The organism is Christensenella massiliensis, assembly GCF_040409835.1.
Classification (GTDB): Bacteria; Bacillota; Clostridia; order Christensenellales; family Christensenellaceae; genus Christensenella; species Christensenella massiliensis.
Genome location: NZ_CP117826.1, coordinates 2272443 through 2290202, shown reverse-complemented (window position 1 = coordinate 2290202; position 17760 = coordinate 2272443). Strand labels below are relative to the sequence as shown.

Below are 17760 nucleotides of genomic sequence, written 5' to 3'. Positions count from 1 at the left end.
AATCGTTTCTTAGAATTTATTCCTATCGCTGTATCTTGTGTTCTTTTTATCCACGGGCTGCCTCTGCTGCTTCTGTCTTGGCTGCTGGCGGCGCGGTTCGATCTGTTCGCGCGGCATCTGCCGTTTCTGCTGCCGTGGCTGCTGGTGCACCTGCGGCGGCCTTTGCTGTCCATAAGAGCGTTCGGCCGGCCGGTTTCTCGTCGGCTCCTGCCGTGGGCGCTGCGGCACCTCTCTGCAGTCGCGCCGTTTTCCAAATGCGGTATATCCGGCTTTTTTATTCTTGTGGATCAGTACAGCCAATGCGATCGCGACCGCTATGATCGCTGCAATGATGACAACGAACAGAATGAGCATCGTTCCCATCCCGCCTGCAGCCTGTTTTACCGTCACAGTAGCGGGCTGCTGCGTCTGAGACTGCAGTTTGGTACCGTCCGGCAGCTCGCCGGAGATCGTAAACACATAACTCGTCGTCTGCGCGACCTGTATCTGCTGTGTGATATCCTGCTCGGCGGCCGTCATGGATTCGATCGTCGCGATCGTACCGAGCGTCGCTTCGGAGATCACGATATTTTTCAATTCCTGCCCGCTGTTGTTTTTTACCTTAAAAGTAAAGTCTACCGGCCCGGCCTGACTGATCTCCGGTATGAACGATACGTCCATCGTGAGTGCGGTCGTAAGGTCTACCGCATCGACGGTCACTTCGATCGGCTCCGATTTTGCTTCAACGGTGTTCCCGTCCTCATCTTCCGCTTTCGCCGTAAACACGAAATCCGAGGTTTCCTGCACAGTCAATTCCAGCGTTCCCTTTGCGGCGCTGCCCGCATCGAGCCTGTCGCCCGTAAAGTCGACTTCATTGCCGTCCCCATCCGTCACCTTGAGATTTTCAAGGTCGGCTGAGCCGTGGTTACGCACCGTGACTTCAAACGAGACCGTATCCCCTGCGCTGACCTGCGTTTTGTCAGCTGACGCGACGACCTCAAGGGAGTCCTCGTCCTGCGAGGCACTCGGCTCTGCGCCGTCCACCGTTACGGACACGCGGTCTGCCTTTGCGGTATGCTCTTCTCCGTCTGCCGTATAGGTAAAGACAGGGCTGATATCTACGCTTTCCTTGAGCGATACCGTCCATTTTAATATTTTAGTCTCGCCCGGCTCCAGCGTGAACGTTTTATGGAGCTGCGAGTCGCTGAACTGCCCGGAATCGGGAGAAGTCAGCGAGGCGTCCTCCAGCGTGACGTTCCCCTCGTTTTTCAGGCTGAACGTAAAGGTGACCCGCTCGCCGCTTTCTACCGAATCCTCAGAGGCGCTGGCCGAAGCGGACGCCGCTGCTTTTGAATCCTCCTTGGAGATCGTAAGCGGGTTGGTCTTTATCGTCTGTGTATCTCCGTCTTCATCCGTAAAGGAGGCGGAAAAGATGAGGTCCGTATCCAGCATATCCTCGGAAACGTGCCACGCGCTGTCTGACCGTGTGCCGGACTCTCCTGCCGCGATGCTCCCGATATTCTCAGAGTCGCCGTCCGGGAACTCTACCGTAACGTCATTTATTTCGCCGTCCGATCCATTTTGCACCGTTACCTTAACGGATACCGTTCCCGCTCCGGTGAGAGAGCCGGGGCTAACGCTGGCAGTAATTTTTATACTGCTCGCTGCAAACGCGGTAGCGCTCATGGAAATGCAAAGCGTTACCGCTAGAACAGCAGCCAGCAAAATCGCTACTATTTTCTTCAAACTAATTTACCTCCAAAAAGTGGCGGGGAAATCAGACCGTTTCCGTCCAACCGAATTTATCTTCGATCTCTCCATATTGTATCCCCGTCAGGATGCGGTAAAATTCGAGAGCAAGCTCTCCCATTTTTCCACCTGCGACCGTAACGGTTTCATCCCCGTATACAAATTCTCCGACAGGGCTCACGACCGCTGCCGTTCCCGTACCGAACGCCTCGCTCATCGCGCCGGATTTTGCCGTCTCGATCACTTCCTCGACCGATATCCTGCGTTCTTCTACTGTAATCCCCATATCGCGCGCGATCGTGATCACGCTGTCCCGCGTGATGCCGGGCAGAATACTTCCGTCGAGATCCGGCGTGACCAATTTCCCGTCGATCACGAACATCATATTCATGGAGCCGACTTCCTCCACATATTTGCGTTCCTCAGCGTCCAGCCACAGCACCTGATCACAGCCCTTTTCGTGCGCTTCTACGCCTGCGATGAGGCTTGCCGCATAGTTGCCTGCAGTTTTTGCAAAGCCCATGCCGCCCTTTGCAGCGCGGACATATTCCTGCTCGATCAGAATTTTGACCGGAGAAAGCCCGTGCGCATAGTAGGCGCCGACCGGGCCGGTCATGATGTAAAAAACATATTCCTTTGCCGCTGCAACGCCGATAAACGGATCGAGGCCCATATAGTTCGGCCGGATATAGAGCGACGTGCCTTTTTCATGCGGCACCCAGTCTTTTTCCACTGCGATCAGCTCGCGCAGCGCTTTATGCGCAAGCTCTTCATCGATCAGCGGCATCGCAAGACGTTTGGCTGAATTGTTGAGCCGTTTGAAATTATCCTTTGCCCGGAACAATGCGATACCGCCGTTTACCTGACGATAGGCTTTCAGCCCCTCGAATACCTCCTGCCCATAATGAAATACGGTGGCGGCGGGAGATACCTTAAAATCCTCATATTCTTTGATCTCCGCATCATGCCAGCCCTTTCCCTCGGTATACCGCATCAAAAACATATAGTCCGAGAAAATCCTGCCGAAGCCGAGCTTGCTTTCATCCTCCGGTTTTTTCTTCAGTTCTTTCGCTTGTAAAAATTTGATCTCCATGTTCAGTTCCTCTGCCATATAAAAATATTTATTCCGCCGGCTCTGTTATGTAACATTCGCCGTCTTTTTCATAAATGTCCGCACCCAAAAACGCTTCCCGCAGTTTTTTTTCCACCGCGCCGAGATCTTCCTGCCGGAAAACGGCGCGCGCCTGTATCTTTTCCCCGAAATCTGCGGTGAGCGCCGCGCGATATTCCGAAGCGATGCTTTGCAGCTTTCCATAGTCTGCATAGTCTATCCGGAAGCGCAGGGCTTCCGCCGGGATATGCCGTTCGGCCCGTGCATCCTCAAGCGCCTGTGCGACCGCGCCGCTATAAGCCCGGACGAGCCCGCCTGCGCCGAGCAGCGTTCCACCAAAATAGCGTGTGACCACTGCAAGGATATTGGTGAGCCCGCTTTTGCGCAGAACCTCAAGCATAGGAATGCCCGCCGTTCCCTGCGGCTCGCCGTCGTCCGAGCTTTTCTCGAAATCCCGGTTTGCGCCGAGGATCATGGCAAAACAATTGTGCCGGGCATTATAATGCTCTTTCCGCACCTTTTCGATCTCCTGCCGCGCCTGTTCTTCCGTCTCTGCCGGAATAAGCCGGCACAGAAAACGCGACTTTTTTATGACGAGCTCGCTCGCCGCTTCCTGTGCGAGGCACACATAGGGTTTCGGTATCATCAGCTGCGGATCAGCACCTTATGGAACACTTTCTTTCCCTTTTTGATCATGGCTTCTCCATCTGCAAAGTCCGCTTCTTTGAGCGCGCGGAATTCGTCCGTGACCTTTTCCCCGTTCAGGAGCACGCCCCCCTGTGTGATCAGACGCCGGCCTTCTCCGCGCGACTTCGTGAGTCCGCAGAGGACCATGACGTCGATCAGCTGGCCGTTTTCCGCGAGCTGCGCCGTGGTGATCTCTGTCGTAGGGATGCTGCCCCCTTCGCCGCCGCCGGCAAACAGCGCTTCCGCCGCTTTCTGCGCTTCACAGGCCGCCTGCTCGCCGTGCACCTGTTTTGTTATCTCAAATGCAAGTATCTTTTTTGCATCATTGATCTCATTATCCTGAAGAGACGAAAGACGCTCCACCTCATCCATCGGCAGAAAAGTGAGAAGCGAAAGACACGTCCGGACGTCCGCATCCGCAACATTTCTCCAATATTGATAAAATTCGTATGGCGAGGTCTTTTCCGGGTCGAGCCATACGGCGCCTGATTCCGTTTTTCCCATTTTCTTTCCGTCACTCTTCAAAAGAAGCGTGATCGTAAGGCCATACGCCTTTTTGCCCTCTTCCTTCCGCCGGATGAGGTCCGCGCCCGCAAGGATATTCGACCACTGGTCATCCCCGCCCATTTCAAGCGTGCAGCCGTATTTGCGGTTCAGCACCAGAAAATCATATGCCTGCATGAGCATATAGTTGAATTCAAAAAATGTGAGCCCTTTCTCGAGCCGCTGCTTATAGCACTCTGCCGTCAGCATCCTGTTGACGGAGAAGCATGTGCCGATCTCCCGCAGGAAATCCACATAATTGAGGTCTAAAAGCCAATCGGCATTGTCCACCATGATGGCCTTTCCCTCGGAAACGTCGAGAAAGCTGCCGATCTGCTTTTTAAAAATCTCCGCATTATGCGCGATCACCTCGCGTGTCATCATCCTGCGCATATCGGATTTTCCGCTTGGATCGCCGATCATCGTCGTTCCGCCCCCCACCAGAATGATCGGGATATGGCCCGCGCGCTGCATATGCGCCATCGCCATCAGCTGTACGAAATGGCCGACATGGAGGCTGTCTGCCGTCGCGTCGAAGCCCACATAGAACTTTACTTTTTCCTGAGCGAGCATTTCTCTCAGCCCTTCGTGGGTCGTCTGCTTGACAAAACCTCTTTCTTCCAATATATCAAAAACGTTTTCCGACATCGTTCCTAATACTCCTCTTGTTATTTCGTCAAATATTCATACTGCCGCATCACCTTGCTCATACGGTCTACGCCCGCATCGATCTCTTTGAGGCCCGGCATGGAAAAATTCATCCGCAGCGTGTTTTCGTGGCCTCCCTCCGCAAAGAACGGGCTTCCTGACACAAACGCTACTTTTTCGAGCACGCAGGCGTCGAACAGCTTACGCGCATTCATTTCCTCCGGCAGCGTGACCCAGATGAACAGCCCGCCCTGCGGCCGGGTATACGCTATATTATCCGGGAAATACATGTCGATCGCCCGAAGCATCGCGTCTCTGTGCTCCTTGTAGGTATTGCACAGCATCTCCACATGGTCGTCGTAATGCCCGCGCTGGAGAAATTTCAGCACGATCGCCTGCGACAGATTGGAGGTATGAACGTCCGCCCCCTGCTTTAAGAGGTTGAACTTCGCAATGATCTCCCTGTTTGCGACCGCATAGCCGACGCGCAGACCTGGAGAGATGGTTTTGGAAAAACTCGAAAGTTTGCATACGAGCCCGCAGTCGTCCATAGACTTGATGCTCGGGAGAGGCTCCCCCTCGTAGCGCAGCTCGGCATAAGGGTCGTCCTCCAATATCAGGACCCCGTACCGTTTGCACATCTCATAGACCTGCTTCCGTTTTTCGGCGCTCATCGTGATGCCGGACGGATTTTGAAAGGTTGGTATCGTATAGAAGAATTTGGGACTATACTGCTTTATTTTTTCTTCAAGCACACCGATGTCCGGGCCGTCTCCGCACAGCGGAACCGTTTTTACATCTGCGTCCGCCAGCCGGAACGTTTGAAGCGCCCCCAAAAACGACGGAGACTCCGCCAATACGACGTCTCCTTTTTCCACCATCGTGCGCGCGAGAAAATCGATCCCCTGCGACGAGCCGGAAAGCACGATCAAATCGTCGTCTTCCTTCATGAGCCCCTTATTTTTTTCTTTCAGCACGTCGATCAGCTGCGGGATCCCCATCGTTCCTCCATATTGGAGCACAGACCGTCCCTCGTCTGAAAGCACCTGTTCGCTGATATCTGCGATGGTGGACGCCGGAAAAAGCTCGGGCGAGGGGTTCCCGCCTGCGAAAGAAATCATTCCCGGCACGCCGAGAAGCCCGAATATCTTGCGGATCTCGCTTCCTCCCACGCCGTCAAAGCGTTCTGCAAATCGATACATCTTTTCCATCTGCCCTTCTCATATATAAATAATGATACGCATTATATTATACTTTCTACGGATTGCAAATACAAGCAAAAATCCGCGCCCCCTGCGAGTTTCAGGGCCGCGGATCTCATTTTTAACAATTTATTCATTTTTAAGTTTCAGCGGCCTACCAAAAAATCAAGGATATTCCAGCCGTCCGAGGTCTTTCCTTTATATAGCTCCGTATAGCCGCACTTCGCGCAGCTGACCGTAACGAATTTTTTGTTCTGTACGTCGAACAGTTTAGAAAAATTTCCTCCCGTTGCCTGAAACTGGTCGCTTTCGTATCTCATGCAGCCGCATTTCGGACAGACATATTGTGTTTTTTCCATAGAAGCTCTCCTTAATCAAGATATTTCCCAACGAACGCATGGACCGTATCCCAATAGCGCTGCGGCGCAAGCTGAGCGGCTTCGCCATGCTGTGCGCCGTGCACGACCAGCTTTTCCTTCTCGCACGCCGCCGCGCTGTACACTTGGTCCAACATAAAGAACGGCACGAACGTATCCTTATCTCCATGGATAAAGAGCGTAGGCGTTTTAGATTTTTTTACCTGACAGACTGCCGAGGCTTCCTGAAAGGAATAGCCTGCCCGGCGCTTTGCCATAACATTTGCGATATGCATGATCGGGAACTGCGGAAGCCCGAACACCTTTTTCAGCTGGAGCGTAAATTCCTCCCATACGCCCGTATAGCCGCAGTCCTCCACTGCCGCGCGCACATTTTCAGGCAAAGACTCGCCCGTAGTCATCATGACAGCCGCCGCGCCCATGGAGACCCCATGCAGAACGACCTGCGCTTCCGGGTCTTCCTTTAAAATGACCTCTTTTATCCAGCGAATGATATCGAGGCGGTCCAGCCAGCCCATGCCGTAATAGCTCCCCTCGCTGTCTCCGCTGCCCCGCAGGTCGGGCAGGAACACATTCCAGCCCTGCTCATGCCAATGCTTTGCCGCAAGACCCAGCCCAAGGCCGCTGCCGGAGAAGCCGTGGATACAAAAGGCCCACAGGTGAGACGGCTGTGCGGCAGGAAGCGTGTGTGCCGCGAGGACAAGGCCGTCACAGGAGCGCATGCGGCATACCGCGGGCTCCTGTGCCCGCAGCCATTCATTCGCCCGCTCTTTTTCAGAGCGTTCCTTCGGAGTGCCGTCCGCATTTTTATTCGCGTTGGTCTTCAGCACCTTTTCCTTTGTTTTCCCCGCGTTTACCGCAACGTCGAATATCTTATTTGCCGCTGTCAGTACGACCGCCATGAATACGGCGGCCGCAGCGAGTATGACGATGACCGGAATCACCCGTATCTTCTCCTTCCGCTCCCGTGCCTTTTTTCCAGAATAGCACTCTCAGCCTTTTTATTCAACCGCCGTCCTTGCTTTTCGTATATTCAGGGAGCAAAATATTCGCAAAAATATAATGACGCTGCCGTCTTTCCTATGCTATAATGTATTTTGTATAGCTTTGTATTTTATTATGAAAGCAATAAATTTTAAGGAGGTCAAAAAATCCCATGCAATACTCGAAAGAAGTAGAAGAAATGGTATGCGTGAAAAAGGGCCCGCATCACGGTCCGGCTCCGATACCTGAAGAAGGCAAATGGGTAAAATCCAAACAGATCACGGACATTTCCGGCCTCACGCACGGCGTAGGCTGGTGCGCTCCCCAACAGGGTATGTGCAAGCTGACGCTGAATGTGAAGGACGGCATCATCGAGGAAGCGCTGATCGAAACGAGCGGCTGCTCGGGCATGACGCATTCCGCCGCCATGGCGGGTGAAGCCATCGTAGGCAAGACGCTTCTTGAGGCGCTCAACACGGACCTCGTGTGCGATGCGATCAACACCGCGATGCGCGAGCTGTTCCTGCAGATCGCCTATGGCCGCACGCAGACCGCGTTTTCCGAAAACGGCCTGCCCATCGGTGCGGGTCTTGAGGACCTTGGAAAGGGCCTGCGGTCGCAGGTCGGCACCATCTTCTCCACCAACAAAAAGGGCGTTCGCTATCTTGAGCTGGCAGAGGGCTATATCCTCGAGATGGGTCTCGACAAAAACGATGAGGTCATCGGGTATAAGTTCGTACGTCTCGGCAAGATGATGGAGGATATCCGGAACGGCGTAGAGCCGAGAGAAGCATATCAGAACAACATCGGCACATACGGCCGGTATGACGAAGCGGTCAAATATATTGACCCGCGCAAAGAATAAGGAGGGCGATCGATATGGTTACATTTGAAGGTTATGAGAGAAGAATTGCCCAAATTGAAAAGTGCATGAAGGAATATGGCTTCACTTCTTTGGAGGAGGTCAAGCAATATACGGTCGATAAGGGCCTTGACGTAGACGGCATCGTGCGCGGTATCCAGCCGATCGCATTTGAGAATGCGGTCTGGGCATATACGCTCGGCGCCGCCGTTGCTCTCAAAAAGGGCTGCAAAAAGGCTTCTGAAGCGGCTGAAGCGATCGGCATCGGCCTGCAGGCATTCTGCATTCCCGGCTCCGTCGCAGAGCAGCGCCTCGTTGGCCTCGGCCACGGGAACCTCGCCGCGATGCTGCTGGAGGAAAAAACGAAATGCTTCTGCTTCCTCGCGGGGCACGAATCCTTTGCCGCTGCAGAGGGTGCGATCGGCATTGCCAAAACTGCCAATAAAGTCCGCAAGGAGCCCCTTCAGGTCATCCTGAACGGCCTTGGCAAGGACGCGGCGCAGATCATCTCCCGTATCAACGGCTTTACGCACGTTGAAACGGAATATAATTACGCGACGGGCGAGCTGAAGATCGTTTCTGAAACGAAATACTCGGACGGCGACCGCGCGAAAGTACGCTGCTACGGCGCGGACGACGTAAACGAGGGCGTTGCGATCATGCGCCATGAAAGCGTTGACGTTTCCATTACCGGTAATTCCACGAACCCGACGCGGTTCCAGCACCCGGTTGCAGGCACATATAAGAAATGGGCCATCGAGAACGGCAAGAAATACTTCTCCGTTGCTTCGGGCGGCGGCACGGGCAGAACGCTGCATCCCGACAACATGGCGGCAGGCCCTGCTTCGTACGGCATGACCGACACGATGGGCCGTATGCACGGCGACGCGCAGTTCGCGGGCAGCTCTTCCGTTCCGGCTCACGTTGAAATGATGGGCCTCATCGGCATGGGCAACAACCCGATGGTCGGCGCTTCCGTCGCGGTGGCAGTTGCTGTGGAAGAAGCGATGAAATAAGGCTTCATAAAGCCGTTTTTTGGCGAATAAAAGCCAATTCATTTTAGATTTACAGTTAGACACATCATTTGTGCAAAAATACAAGTGATGTGTCTAACTTTTTTATCGGACACATCATCATGATGGCGGGAGCCTTTCGCAAATGAAAAAATCAGCATGGTGCAGGATAATGGATTGATCTTTAAAGATGACTGCAAGCCCTCGACGATTGCAGGCAGCAGAATTTAAGGAATGCAGCCATTGGGCGCTACAGACGATCGTATAGGCGTAATCATCTTTAAGTCTAATAATGCCTAAAGATGTTCTTATGTCATTAAAGTATACTCTATTAGCAAAGCGCGAAGGGATAAAAATGTATTTCATATGAATTGGTTTTGCTTTTTTAAAATATTACAATAAAGATTGCGTTCTATTGACATAGAATGTATATCCCTTATAATACGATTGAATTATCACAAAGAAAAGAAGCATGCGGAAATGGCAAAGCTTGGATATATATGGGTATCGACGGAAAAACAAAATACGGCGCGGCAAGACGTACAGCTTAGGGGATAAACTCTATCTTGAGAAGCAGAGCGGCAAGAACGCAAACGCGCACTCGGAATTAAAAAAGATGATGAACTTTGTGCGCGAGGGAGATATAATTGTGGTAGAAAGCGCAATACAAAGGATTTACTTTTCCTCGCGGACGAACTCAAAGAGAAAGGCGCGGATTTTGTCAGTTTAAAAGAATCCATCGACACGACAACGCCGCAGGGACAATTTATGCTTACGGTATTTGTGGCAATGGCACAGCTTGAAAGAGACTGCATTTTAGAATGCCAGCGCGAAGACATATTTTGCGAAGGAGCAAGGCAAGTAACAATGATTCAAATCGACGAGAACACCTTTCAAGCAGAATGTGCGAAGTGGCGCGCGGGAGAGATTACAGCTGCCGCAGCCATGAAGCGATTGGGGCTAAAGCCGAATACATTTTATAGAAGGGTAAAAGAAGCAACCGCTTAATTCGCTTCTTTATTATTCCAAAATTGGGTTTTCTATCAATTTATATTCTGTTTCTGCCAATTGCATTTTTGATAATTGTAATTTCTTTTCCTGACAAAGCTCAACTAACTGATTTTCGTAATAGGGTTCAATATTACACCCTAAGACTATTTTGCTTATGCAATCAACGCTAAATTTGCTATCTTTTAATTTTTTGATTTCATCATATAATATGAGCCGCCATTCATCCTCATATTGCCAAATATCACTTTTTTGCAGAAGAGAAAGTATCAAATCAACTGTAGTAATATTGTCTGTAGAAACTTTTATATTTTCCATATCAGAATAATTAAATAGGCTGTCCGGAACCATGGCTCGTTTTTTTGTATATATGACCGGGAATAGGTTTATGAGCAAATCGTCATCAATTTTTGCTCGCTCTAAATCGTACTCCACACAAAATCCTTTATGCTTATTGGCATAATGCGCCCACATCAGCGCATTATCAAAAGAGGTAGAAAAACAAGCTACATAAAATGTATTATTAATAGTATCTCTCATTTTTTTAATTGCTTCACTAATCTCTGGACGAAGACTGCTCATTTGTGCTTTTAGCCCTTTTGTAGCTTCCTTCATCTGTTCCAATCCTAAGGACTCCGCTTGTACACCAAACAGTTGAGGATAGCTAATTATCCCCCGGAGCATTTCACTGATTATTGATGCAGGATTGTTTGAACATGCAGTAGCTAAATCATTTATTTCCGCTTTTCCGCTTATCCCATCTTGGAAAATTTTCCCCATCATTTTCACCATTCCCGCTGTTCTTTGTTCCTCTGTCAAATCCCCCCATTTCAAAAGTTCTGGAATGTCTTCCATTATTTCTAATAAATAACTAAGATTTGGACTTTGTTCATCTTCAGTAAAGCCATCATTTAGAATACCTTCAACCAAAAGAGGTATTGATTCTTCAACTACAGAAGAATTGAAAGATTGGTTTGAGAGTGATTTCGCAACAATTTTTCCAATTGCCGCTTCCATAGAAAAACTGACATATGAATCGAATGGATCATTAAAATTTTTAATTTTCGACATATACAATATTGAATTTTCAATATTCTCTATCGCATATTGTTGTTGATGTTGCACTTTCCCGTTTTTATCAATTACGTCATCTAATATAGGGCAATACTTGTAAATTTTTCCTTTTAGCTTTTCCCTTTTCTGCAACAAGAATTGTGGAGTCAACGAAGGATTCTCAAAACAGTCTATTAATTGTTCACGAACCCATATTTCTTTCTCAATACTATTCATTATCTATTTCCCCTTTACTATGTATTATACTATAGACAGAGTTAAAAATACGGTTCTTCCTAAAATAAGGGGTAATCATTTTAAGAGTAATATTACCTTTTCCATTAAAAAGGTATATTAATATAGCATAATAAAGCAGGCACAAGATGTGCGCGATGAATCGCGCAAAAACGAGACTGGCTTATAAAATTTAAATAAGCTATCACCCGAAAAATCTGATTCCGCAGGGAATTTTGTCTCATGCCAAATTTGCGCGAAATCTCTTCCATCGTATTTTACGTTGAAATGATATGTCTCATTTTGTATATAAACCGATATGTATCAAAAAAGATTCCTGCCGATATCAAAAAATCGGCAGGAACCTTTTGAACCTTCCACAAGAAGCGGCTGGGCCGTTCTTCCTATCATTTATGCCGCGCAATCCGCAGCTGCTTTATGACTGTGACTGCTTCGGCTCACCGCCAAACACGATCTTAGACAGCATCAGGTTTGCAAACGCCGGCTTCCCGCCGAGCGTCACCACTTCACTGAACAAAAATCCGATGAGGCTTCCCTCTCCTATCGTTACCCGCTCGTCAAGCAGCGTATTCACGCCCGCGCAGCCGAATACGATCGTTTTCGGCGTATTGGCAAACCGGTTTGCCGCCTCCTGCGCCCCTTTCCGCGTGGAAAATCGCAGTTCGATCTCTTCCGTATCCAACGCCGCATTCGCGTAAAGTCTGCCGTCCCGCTCCGTAAAATGGACATTTTTCCCATTGTCTTCCGAAAGCGTCAACTGTTCATAGCAAACCGTTCCGTCCGTATACCGCGCCGCCTGTCTGCGATACCATTCCGCCGCGTCCATGCCGTCGATCCGGTCGACATACCGGCCGTCGCATTCGATCATGACGCTGCCTTTCTTTTCATGCACATTCCCTGCAAATACCTGCGTGGGCTCTCCCACGAGCATTACGGCCACCTCTCCCTCTCCCGGCAGCACTCTCGGCCCATGCTCTTCCGTTTGCGCCGCTGTGCCTCCCGCACAGGGCACACCGGGAAACAGTGCAGAAAACGCTTTGATGAATGCTTCGTTGCCAACATTCTCCCGGAAGAGGATCATAGCGCTGTATATCGTTTCTTTCGCATCAGCGGCATACCGCTCGAGCCCGCTCAGCACGGACTCATAGCTTCCTCCGAACGCTTCGCCCAGCACCGTCATGGCAGCGTCCGCAGGATAGCATTCGCTTGCTGTCAATCCGAACGTTTTTCCATCGTCTTCCCGCTTTTCACCCGGCAGGAAAAAACGAAACTCCCAATTTTTCATTCTGTCTCCTTCCTGCGCATCCGCTATTCAATCGGCGCTAAACCGCATACCCGTTTGAAATCCTCATAGGCCTGCGCCCATTCCCGCCTGCTTTCTTCCTCTGCGTCGAATACATCGAAATCATTCGAGTTCCGCACGATATCCCGAAGCTCCTGAAGCGACCCGATCTCGCCGCAGCCATACGCCTGAAGCAGGAGATTGCCGGTTCCCGTCGCCTCTGCCGGCCCGGTGATCACCCGGAACCCCAGCGCATTCGCCGAAAACTGGTTGAGCAGCGCGTTTTTGGTACCGCCGCCAATGATATGCAGTACGCCGACATTCTTTCCCGTCGCCTTTTTCAGCAAGTCTACCACATAACGGTATTTCAGCGCAAGGCTTTCATATACGATGCGCGCGACGGTTCCGATATCGCTGAGGTCTACGCCCGTTTGCCCTGTTCTTTCCAAATATTCTCCGATCGCGGCGATATTATCGTGGGGCGCAAAGAACAGATCGTCGTCAGGCTCGATGAAAGCCGCGAATGGCTTTGCTTTCACAGCCCGTTCCACGATCTCCGGATAGTCGAGGTCCGGCATCGTCCGGTTCCACGCTTTTTTGCACTGCTGGATGATCCACAGCCCCATCACATTTTTCAGGAAAAGATTTTTTCCCAAGCTGCCGCCCGAATTGGATATATTGAGCGCGAAGCTCATATCGTTGATAACGGGCGCGTCCGTCTCTACACCGACCATGCACCATGTTCCCGAGCTGATATAGGCCCAATCGTCCCCCTCCGCCGGAATAGACGCCGCGGCGCTTGCCGTATCGTGTACGGCCGGCACGACGATCTTCACGTCAGGAGCAAGGCCGACTTCTTCCGCGACCGCCGGGTCTATCGTGCCCAGAACGTCGCCCGCAAAAATCATTTTGGTCTTTAGCTTATCGGGAAAGCCGAAGCTTTGGAAAATTTCTTCCGACCAATCCTTTTTGTATGCGTCCAGCATCTGCGAGGTCGATGCGACTGTAAATTCCGCCGCCTTTTTCCCGCTGAGCAGATAGTGCAGGATATCTCCGATGAACAGCATATCCACCGCTCCGTCAAAACGGTCCGGCGTATCGCGCACGACCGAGATCATTTGATTCAGAGTATTGATATTCATAAACTGAATGCCGGTAATATCATATACCTTTTTCTTTCCAAGCTTTTTCTCTATGAACTCAGCGGTGCCGTTGGTACGGCTGTCTCTGTATTGATAGGGCATTTCGAGCAAAGTACCGTCCTCTGCAAGAAAGCCGTAATCCACACCCCATGTGTCTACGCCGATGCTTTCAAGCTCGCTACCGTATTTTGCGACGTAGCTCCGCATGCCCCGTATGATTTCTTCATAAAACCGATATACATTCCAACGCAGCGAATGATGCACGAACATACTTTGCGTAGGGAAACGATGGATCTCCTCCATCGTGAGCCGTCCGTCCTCAATGCTTCCTACGATCGCCCGTCCGCTCTCCGCTCCAAAATCGAATGCCAAATGCCGTTTGACTGCCATGCTGTTTCCTCCGTTTCACACCAAATAGAAGAAGCGGCCCCGGGCGAAATCACCCGGGGTCGCCCGTTCCTATTTTAGTCTCTTCCCAACAAAACGTCTTTTTCATACTGCTTTACTTCGCCGAACCAATCCATGCCGACCGGAACGCCGTTCTTTTCGCAGTAGTAATCCCATACTGCATTGACGGGCATGTTCTTCATTTCCTCTACCAATGCCAGACGGAACGTCGTATCTCCTTTTCTCTCCGCATCCAGAAGCAGCTTCTGCGGCTCAAGCAATGCGGACAGAAGCGCTTTCTGTGTAGCCCGTGTTCCGATTACCCATGCCGCGATACGGTTGATGCTTGCATCGAAGAAGTCGAGCGCGATATAGACTCTTTGGAGCGCATTCGCGCGGACGATCTCCTGCATCAGCGCCATCGTCTCGTCGTTCTGGAGCACAACGTGGTCGCTGTCCCAGCGAACCGGACGGCTCGTGTGTACCAGCATCTTATCGAGGAACTGGAGGACTGCCGATACTTTATCCGCAACGCTTTCCGTCGGGTGGAAATGCCCGAGGTCGCACGTCAGAAGAATATCGCGGGAAACCGCATACCCGAGCGCAAGCTCGCCGGAGCCGACCGTAAAGCTCTCGAGACCGATCCCGAACAGCTTGCTCTCGATCGCGTCCAGAACATAATCCTTGGAAATGTCTTTGGAACGAATCTCATCGAGGCTCTTGATGAACAGGGCGCGCCTGTCATAACGGTCTACCGGAGCGTCCTTGCTGCCGTCCACCATCCAGTGGTTGAGCACGCACGGACTTCCCTGACGCTTTCCCATTTCCGCCGCGATATCACGGCAGCGGATCCCATGCTCTACCCAGAATTTCCGGATATCTTCATCATAGCTCGCCAGCGTATAGCCTGCATCCGCTTTGGGATGTGAGAACATGGACGTGTTAAAGTCCAGATTGATGCCCTGTTCCTTTGCCCACTGCATCCAGTTTTCAAAATATTTTACTTCTACTTCATCGCGGTCGACAAATTTGCCGCCTGTCTCCAGATAAAATTCGTGCAGATTCGCACGCTTCTTCCCGGGGATGAGCGAAAACGCTTTCTCATAGTCCGCACGGAGTTCTTCTGCGTTACGCGCACGGCCCGGATAATTTCCTGTCGTCAGGATGCCGCCTGAAAGCTCCTGCCCGCTTCCCTCGAAACCGATCACGTCGTCTCCCTGCCAGCAATGCATCGATATTTCTGTTGCGTCCAGCGCGTCCATCGCCGCATCTGTGTCTACTCCGAGCTCTGCAAAACGTTCCTTTGCCGCTTCATATTGGCTGATTATGCTTTCTTTCTTCATCTTCCCGTATCCTTTCTATTATTTCTCTCTTGTCGCAAGCCGGAAATATACTCCGGGTATTAAACCGTTTTAACGATTTTTTCAGGGCCATTTGTCCCATGGGGCAAACAGCGTTCCTCTGCCTAATCGATATTTCTTTTTAGTTGGGTTCTTATCGTCTGGATTCTACTTCTATTATACGCCTGCCTCCCGCGCTTGCAATATAGATAATTGCGAAAAAATTTCATATTATTGCCTGTTTCTCAAAAATACATTTCTCTTTTAAAGCACTCTAAAAACTGCTTATGATACAGGCAATATTGTTTCCGCGGCTGCAGGAAGCCGTCTTCTCTTTCTTAAAACTTTAAATATCTTGACTGCAGCATTTACCGGTTTGCCGTTTGGCAACCTATTTCAGAAATGCTCTCTTAAACAGCTCCTCATTTCTCAGGGCATTGAACAGGAAACCGATTGCAAGCGGAATGACGACCGCATGCGCGATCCCAAACAGCGCTTCATAGACGATCGCCACATCTGTAAAGGCTAAAGAGGTCAGTTTATAGTAAATGAACCATCCCGACAGAAACGCGGAGGCCAAAAGCCCTACCCACGATATGGCGCGCGCAAGCTTTTTGTCTTCCGCATTCCATTGACAAAGGACTGCGATCAGCGTTGCCACAAGGCATAGGCTCGGAATATATTCCGATACATAAATCAACCCCTGCTGGAATGTCATGAGGGCAAAATTGAATATATTCACGAAAAACTGCGCGCCGAAATGGTAGGCTAACAAAATAATGCCCCACAGAAAAATACGGATATACACCGCCTTTTTGTTTGCTTTGGAAAGCGCGATCACCGCCACAGCCGCAAGGCATATCACCGTGAATCCGCCGTAGGCATAGAACGTATATACCACCTGCGCAGGCGTGACCGCATCTCCCATCGTAGCTCCATATACGAAAAGGCCGTAAGTCACAAAAAAGGCAAGGCATGCCAAAAGAAGTATACACGCGAGAACAACTGCCGATTTCCGTTTTTTCACCGTTGTATCCATCCAACTATCCTTTCATGAAAACGTTTTAGTAAATCCCGTCCAAACAAGCTTCCGGAAAACATTGAAACCTCTATAAATTATGTTTTATTGCAGGAAAAATTTATGTTTTTTGTTTATTCTTTTATTATATATGATAAAATAAAAGAAGCAATAGAAAAGTTTGTTTATTTTTTTAAATATCTTGTGGAGTAATTTAAATATGGAAACATTAACAAAGGAATTTACTACCGATCTGACAGAAGATTCCACTTGGATCTTCAATACTCCCGGCGAGCTTACAAAATCTTTTCTTTTATATGCGCAGGAGCTCGGATATTTCAAAGCTTCTTCCAATTATTATACCTGTCAGGAAAATATTTCTTCTTATTTGATCATGCTTACGCTTGCCGGACAGGGAACGTATACGGCGGGCGGCAGGCAATATGAGCTTATGCCCGGCGACCTTGTCTTTGTGGATTCCATGGAGCCGCATACGCACCGCACCAGCAAGCAGTCCAAAGGAAACTGGCATATCCTCTGGGTACAGTTCAACGGCATCACCGCGCGCGGCTATTATTCCCAATATAAGACAAAAGATATTCCGGTGCTCGATACCTCGGGCAATCCAAAGATACAGCTCCTGATGGAAAAGCTTCTGTCTGCCAACAAATCAAAAAGCATCGGCGCAGAATTTCTGACCTCCCGCATTTTAGTGGAGCTGCTGACAGAGCTTCTGTTTACTGCCAGGGCAGTCGTTTCGCCTAAAATCAACATGCCCCAGTTCATTCAGGCGGCGCTTTCGGATATTGACGCGCATTTTCCCGAGAACCTGAATCTGGAATATTTTTCGGACAAGCTGCGCCTCAGCAAATATCATTTTGCAAAGGAGTTCAAAAAATATACCGGTTATTCCCCTGTGGAATATCTCATCAACACCCGCATCAACCACGCAAAGGAATATTTGCAGTATTCCGACCTTACCATTACGGATATATCGGAGGCGGTGGGGTTCAACAACACCTGCCATTTCATCAATATGTTCAAGCAAAAGGTGGGAGTCACCCCACTGAAATTCCGCAAGCAATATCAGAACGTTTCCAAATAGGACGGCTGCTCTGTA

16 protein-coding genes are annotated in these 17760 nt (G+C 50.1%); 4 read left to right on the top strand and 12 right to left on the bottom strand.

Translation table 11 applies throughout. The annotated features are described in order from the left end of the window. Nucleotides 1-9 precede the first annotated feature (9 nt). The 7 genes from PUP29_RS11220 to PUP29_RS11190 form a co-directional block, all read right to left on the bottom strand. A complete protein-coding gene (locus PUP29_RS11220) occupies nucleotides 10-1725 on the bottom strand; it encodes a DUF7507 domain-containing protein (RefSeq protein WP_353423359.1) in 1716 nt (571 codons plus the stop codon). Between the two features lie 31 nt (nucleotides 1726-1756). After that, nucleotides 1757-2821, bottom strand: a complete 1065-nt coding sequence (locus PUP29_RS11215) for a branched-chain amino acid aminotransferase (protein WP_079547776.1) — start codon at nucleotides 2819-2821, stop codon at nucleotides 1757-1759. A gap of 28 nt (nucleotides 2822-2849) precedes the next feature. Next, a complete protein-coding gene (locus PUP29_RS11210) occupies nucleotides 2850-3485 on the bottom strand; it encodes a YigZ family protein (RefSeq protein WP_079545736.1) in 636 nt (211 codons plus the stop codon). After that, nucleotides 3485-4717 carry a tyrosine--tRNA ligase gene (gene tyrS / locus PUP29_RS11205; RefSeq protein ID WP_353423357.1) on the bottom strand — a complete coding sequence of 411 codons (1233 nt, stop codon included), beginning with the start codon at nucleotides 4715-4717 and terminating at the stop codon, nucleotides 3485-3487. Before tyrS ends, PUP29_RS11210 begins: the two co-directional genes overlap by 1 nt. Nucleotides 4718-4737: 20 nt before the next feature. Further along, on the bottom strand, nucleotides 4738-5928 hold the full coding sequence (locus PUP29_RS11200; protein ID WP_079545739.1) for a PLP-dependent aminotransferase family protein: 1191 nt from the start codon (nucleotides 5926-5928) through the stop codon (nucleotides 4738-4740). A 137-nt stretch (nucleotides 5929-6065) separates the two neighbouring features. Next, nucleotides 6066-6278 (bottom strand): zinc ribbon domain-containing protein, encoded by a 213-nt coding sequence (locus PUP29_RS11195; RefSeq protein ID WP_079545741.1) that lies wholly within the window; start codon nucleotides 6276-6278, stop codon nucleotides 6066-6068. 11 nt (nucleotides 6279-6289) lie between these two features. Then, nucleotides 6290-7198, bottom strand: coding sequence for an alpha/beta hydrolase (locus PUP29_RS11190; protein ID WP_434542807.1), 909 nt, complete (start codon nucleotides 7196-7198; stop codon nucleotides 6290-6292). A 254-nt stretch (nucleotides 7199-7452) separates the two neighbouring features. Between PUP29_RS11190 and PUP29_RS11185 the strand changes: the two genes are divergently transcribed. The 3 genes from PUP29_RS11185 (at nucleotide 7453) to PUP29_RS11175 (ending at nucleotide 10163) form a co-directional block, all read left to right on the top strand. Further along, complete coding sequence (locus tag PUP29_RS11185; RefSeq protein ID WP_079545744.1) at nucleotides 7453-8145, top strand: iron-sulfur cluster assembly scaffold protein; 693 nt, start codon at nucleotides 7453-7455, stop codon at nucleotides 8143-8145. A 14-nt stretch (nucleotides 8146-8159) separates the two neighbouring features. Then, nucleotides 8160-9158 carry a GGGtGRT protein gene (locus PUP29_RS11180; protein ID WP_353423353.1) on the top strand — a complete coding sequence of 333 codons (999 nt, stop codon included), beginning with the start codon at nucleotides 8160-8162 and terminating at the stop codon, nucleotides 9156-9158. A gap of 603 nt (nucleotides 9159-9761) precedes the next feature. After that, the gene (locus PUP29_RS11175; protein WP_353424078.1) at nucleotides 9762-10163 is read left to right on the top strand and encodes a recombinase family protein; all 402 of its coding nucleotides are present in this window, start codon (nucleotides 9762-9764) and stop codon (nucleotides 10161-10163) included. A gap of 12 nt (nucleotides 10164-10175) precedes the next feature. Here PUP29_RS11175 and PUP29_RS11170 read toward each other — a convergent pair whose 3' ends face one another. The 5 genes from PUP29_RS11170 to PUP29_RS11150 form a co-directional block, all read right to left on the bottom strand. Continuing rightward, entirely contained in the window at nucleotides 10176-11453 is a 1278-nt protein-coding gene (locus PUP29_RS11170) for a DUF2971 domain-containing protein (protein WP_353423351.1), read from the bottom strand. Nucleotides 11454-11886: 433 nt separating this feature from the next. After that, nucleotides 11887-12756: a hypothetical protein gene (locus PUP29_RS11165; protein ID WP_353423350.1), complete on the bottom strand. Its 870-nt coding sequence runs from the start codon at nucleotides 12754-12756 to the stop codon at nucleotides 11887-11889. A 23-nt stretch (nucleotides 12757-12779) separates the two neighbouring features. Then, on the bottom strand, nucleotides 12780-14285 hold the full coding sequence (locus PUP29_RS11160; RefSeq protein WP_353423349.1) for a rhamnulokinase: 1506 nt from the start codon (nucleotides 14283-14285) through the stop codon (nucleotides 12780-12782). Nucleotides 14286-14359: 74 nt separating this feature from the next. After that, on the bottom strand, nucleotides 14360-15625 hold the full coding sequence (locus tag PUP29_RS11155; protein WP_353423347.1) for an L-rhamnose isomerase: 1266 nt from the start codon (nucleotides 15623-15625) through the stop codon (nucleotides 14360-14362). A gap of 388 nt (nucleotides 15626-16013) precedes the next feature. Beyond that, the gene (locus PUP29_RS11150) at nucleotides 16014-16661 is read right to left on the bottom strand and encodes a hypothetical protein (RefSeq protein ID WP_353423346.1); all 648 of its coding nucleotides are present in this window, start codon (nucleotides 16659-16661) and stop codon (nucleotides 16014-16016) included. 199 nt (nucleotides 16662-16860) lie between these two features. On the opposite strand from PUP29_RS11150, the gene PUP29_RS11145 reads away from it, so the two are divergent. Continuing rightward, nucleotides 16861-17745, top strand: coding sequence for an AraC family transcriptional regulator (locus PUP29_RS11145; RefSeq protein WP_353423344.1), 885 nt, complete (start codon nucleotides 16861-16863; stop codon nucleotides 17743-17745). Nucleotides 17746-17760: the final 15 nt, after the last annotated feature.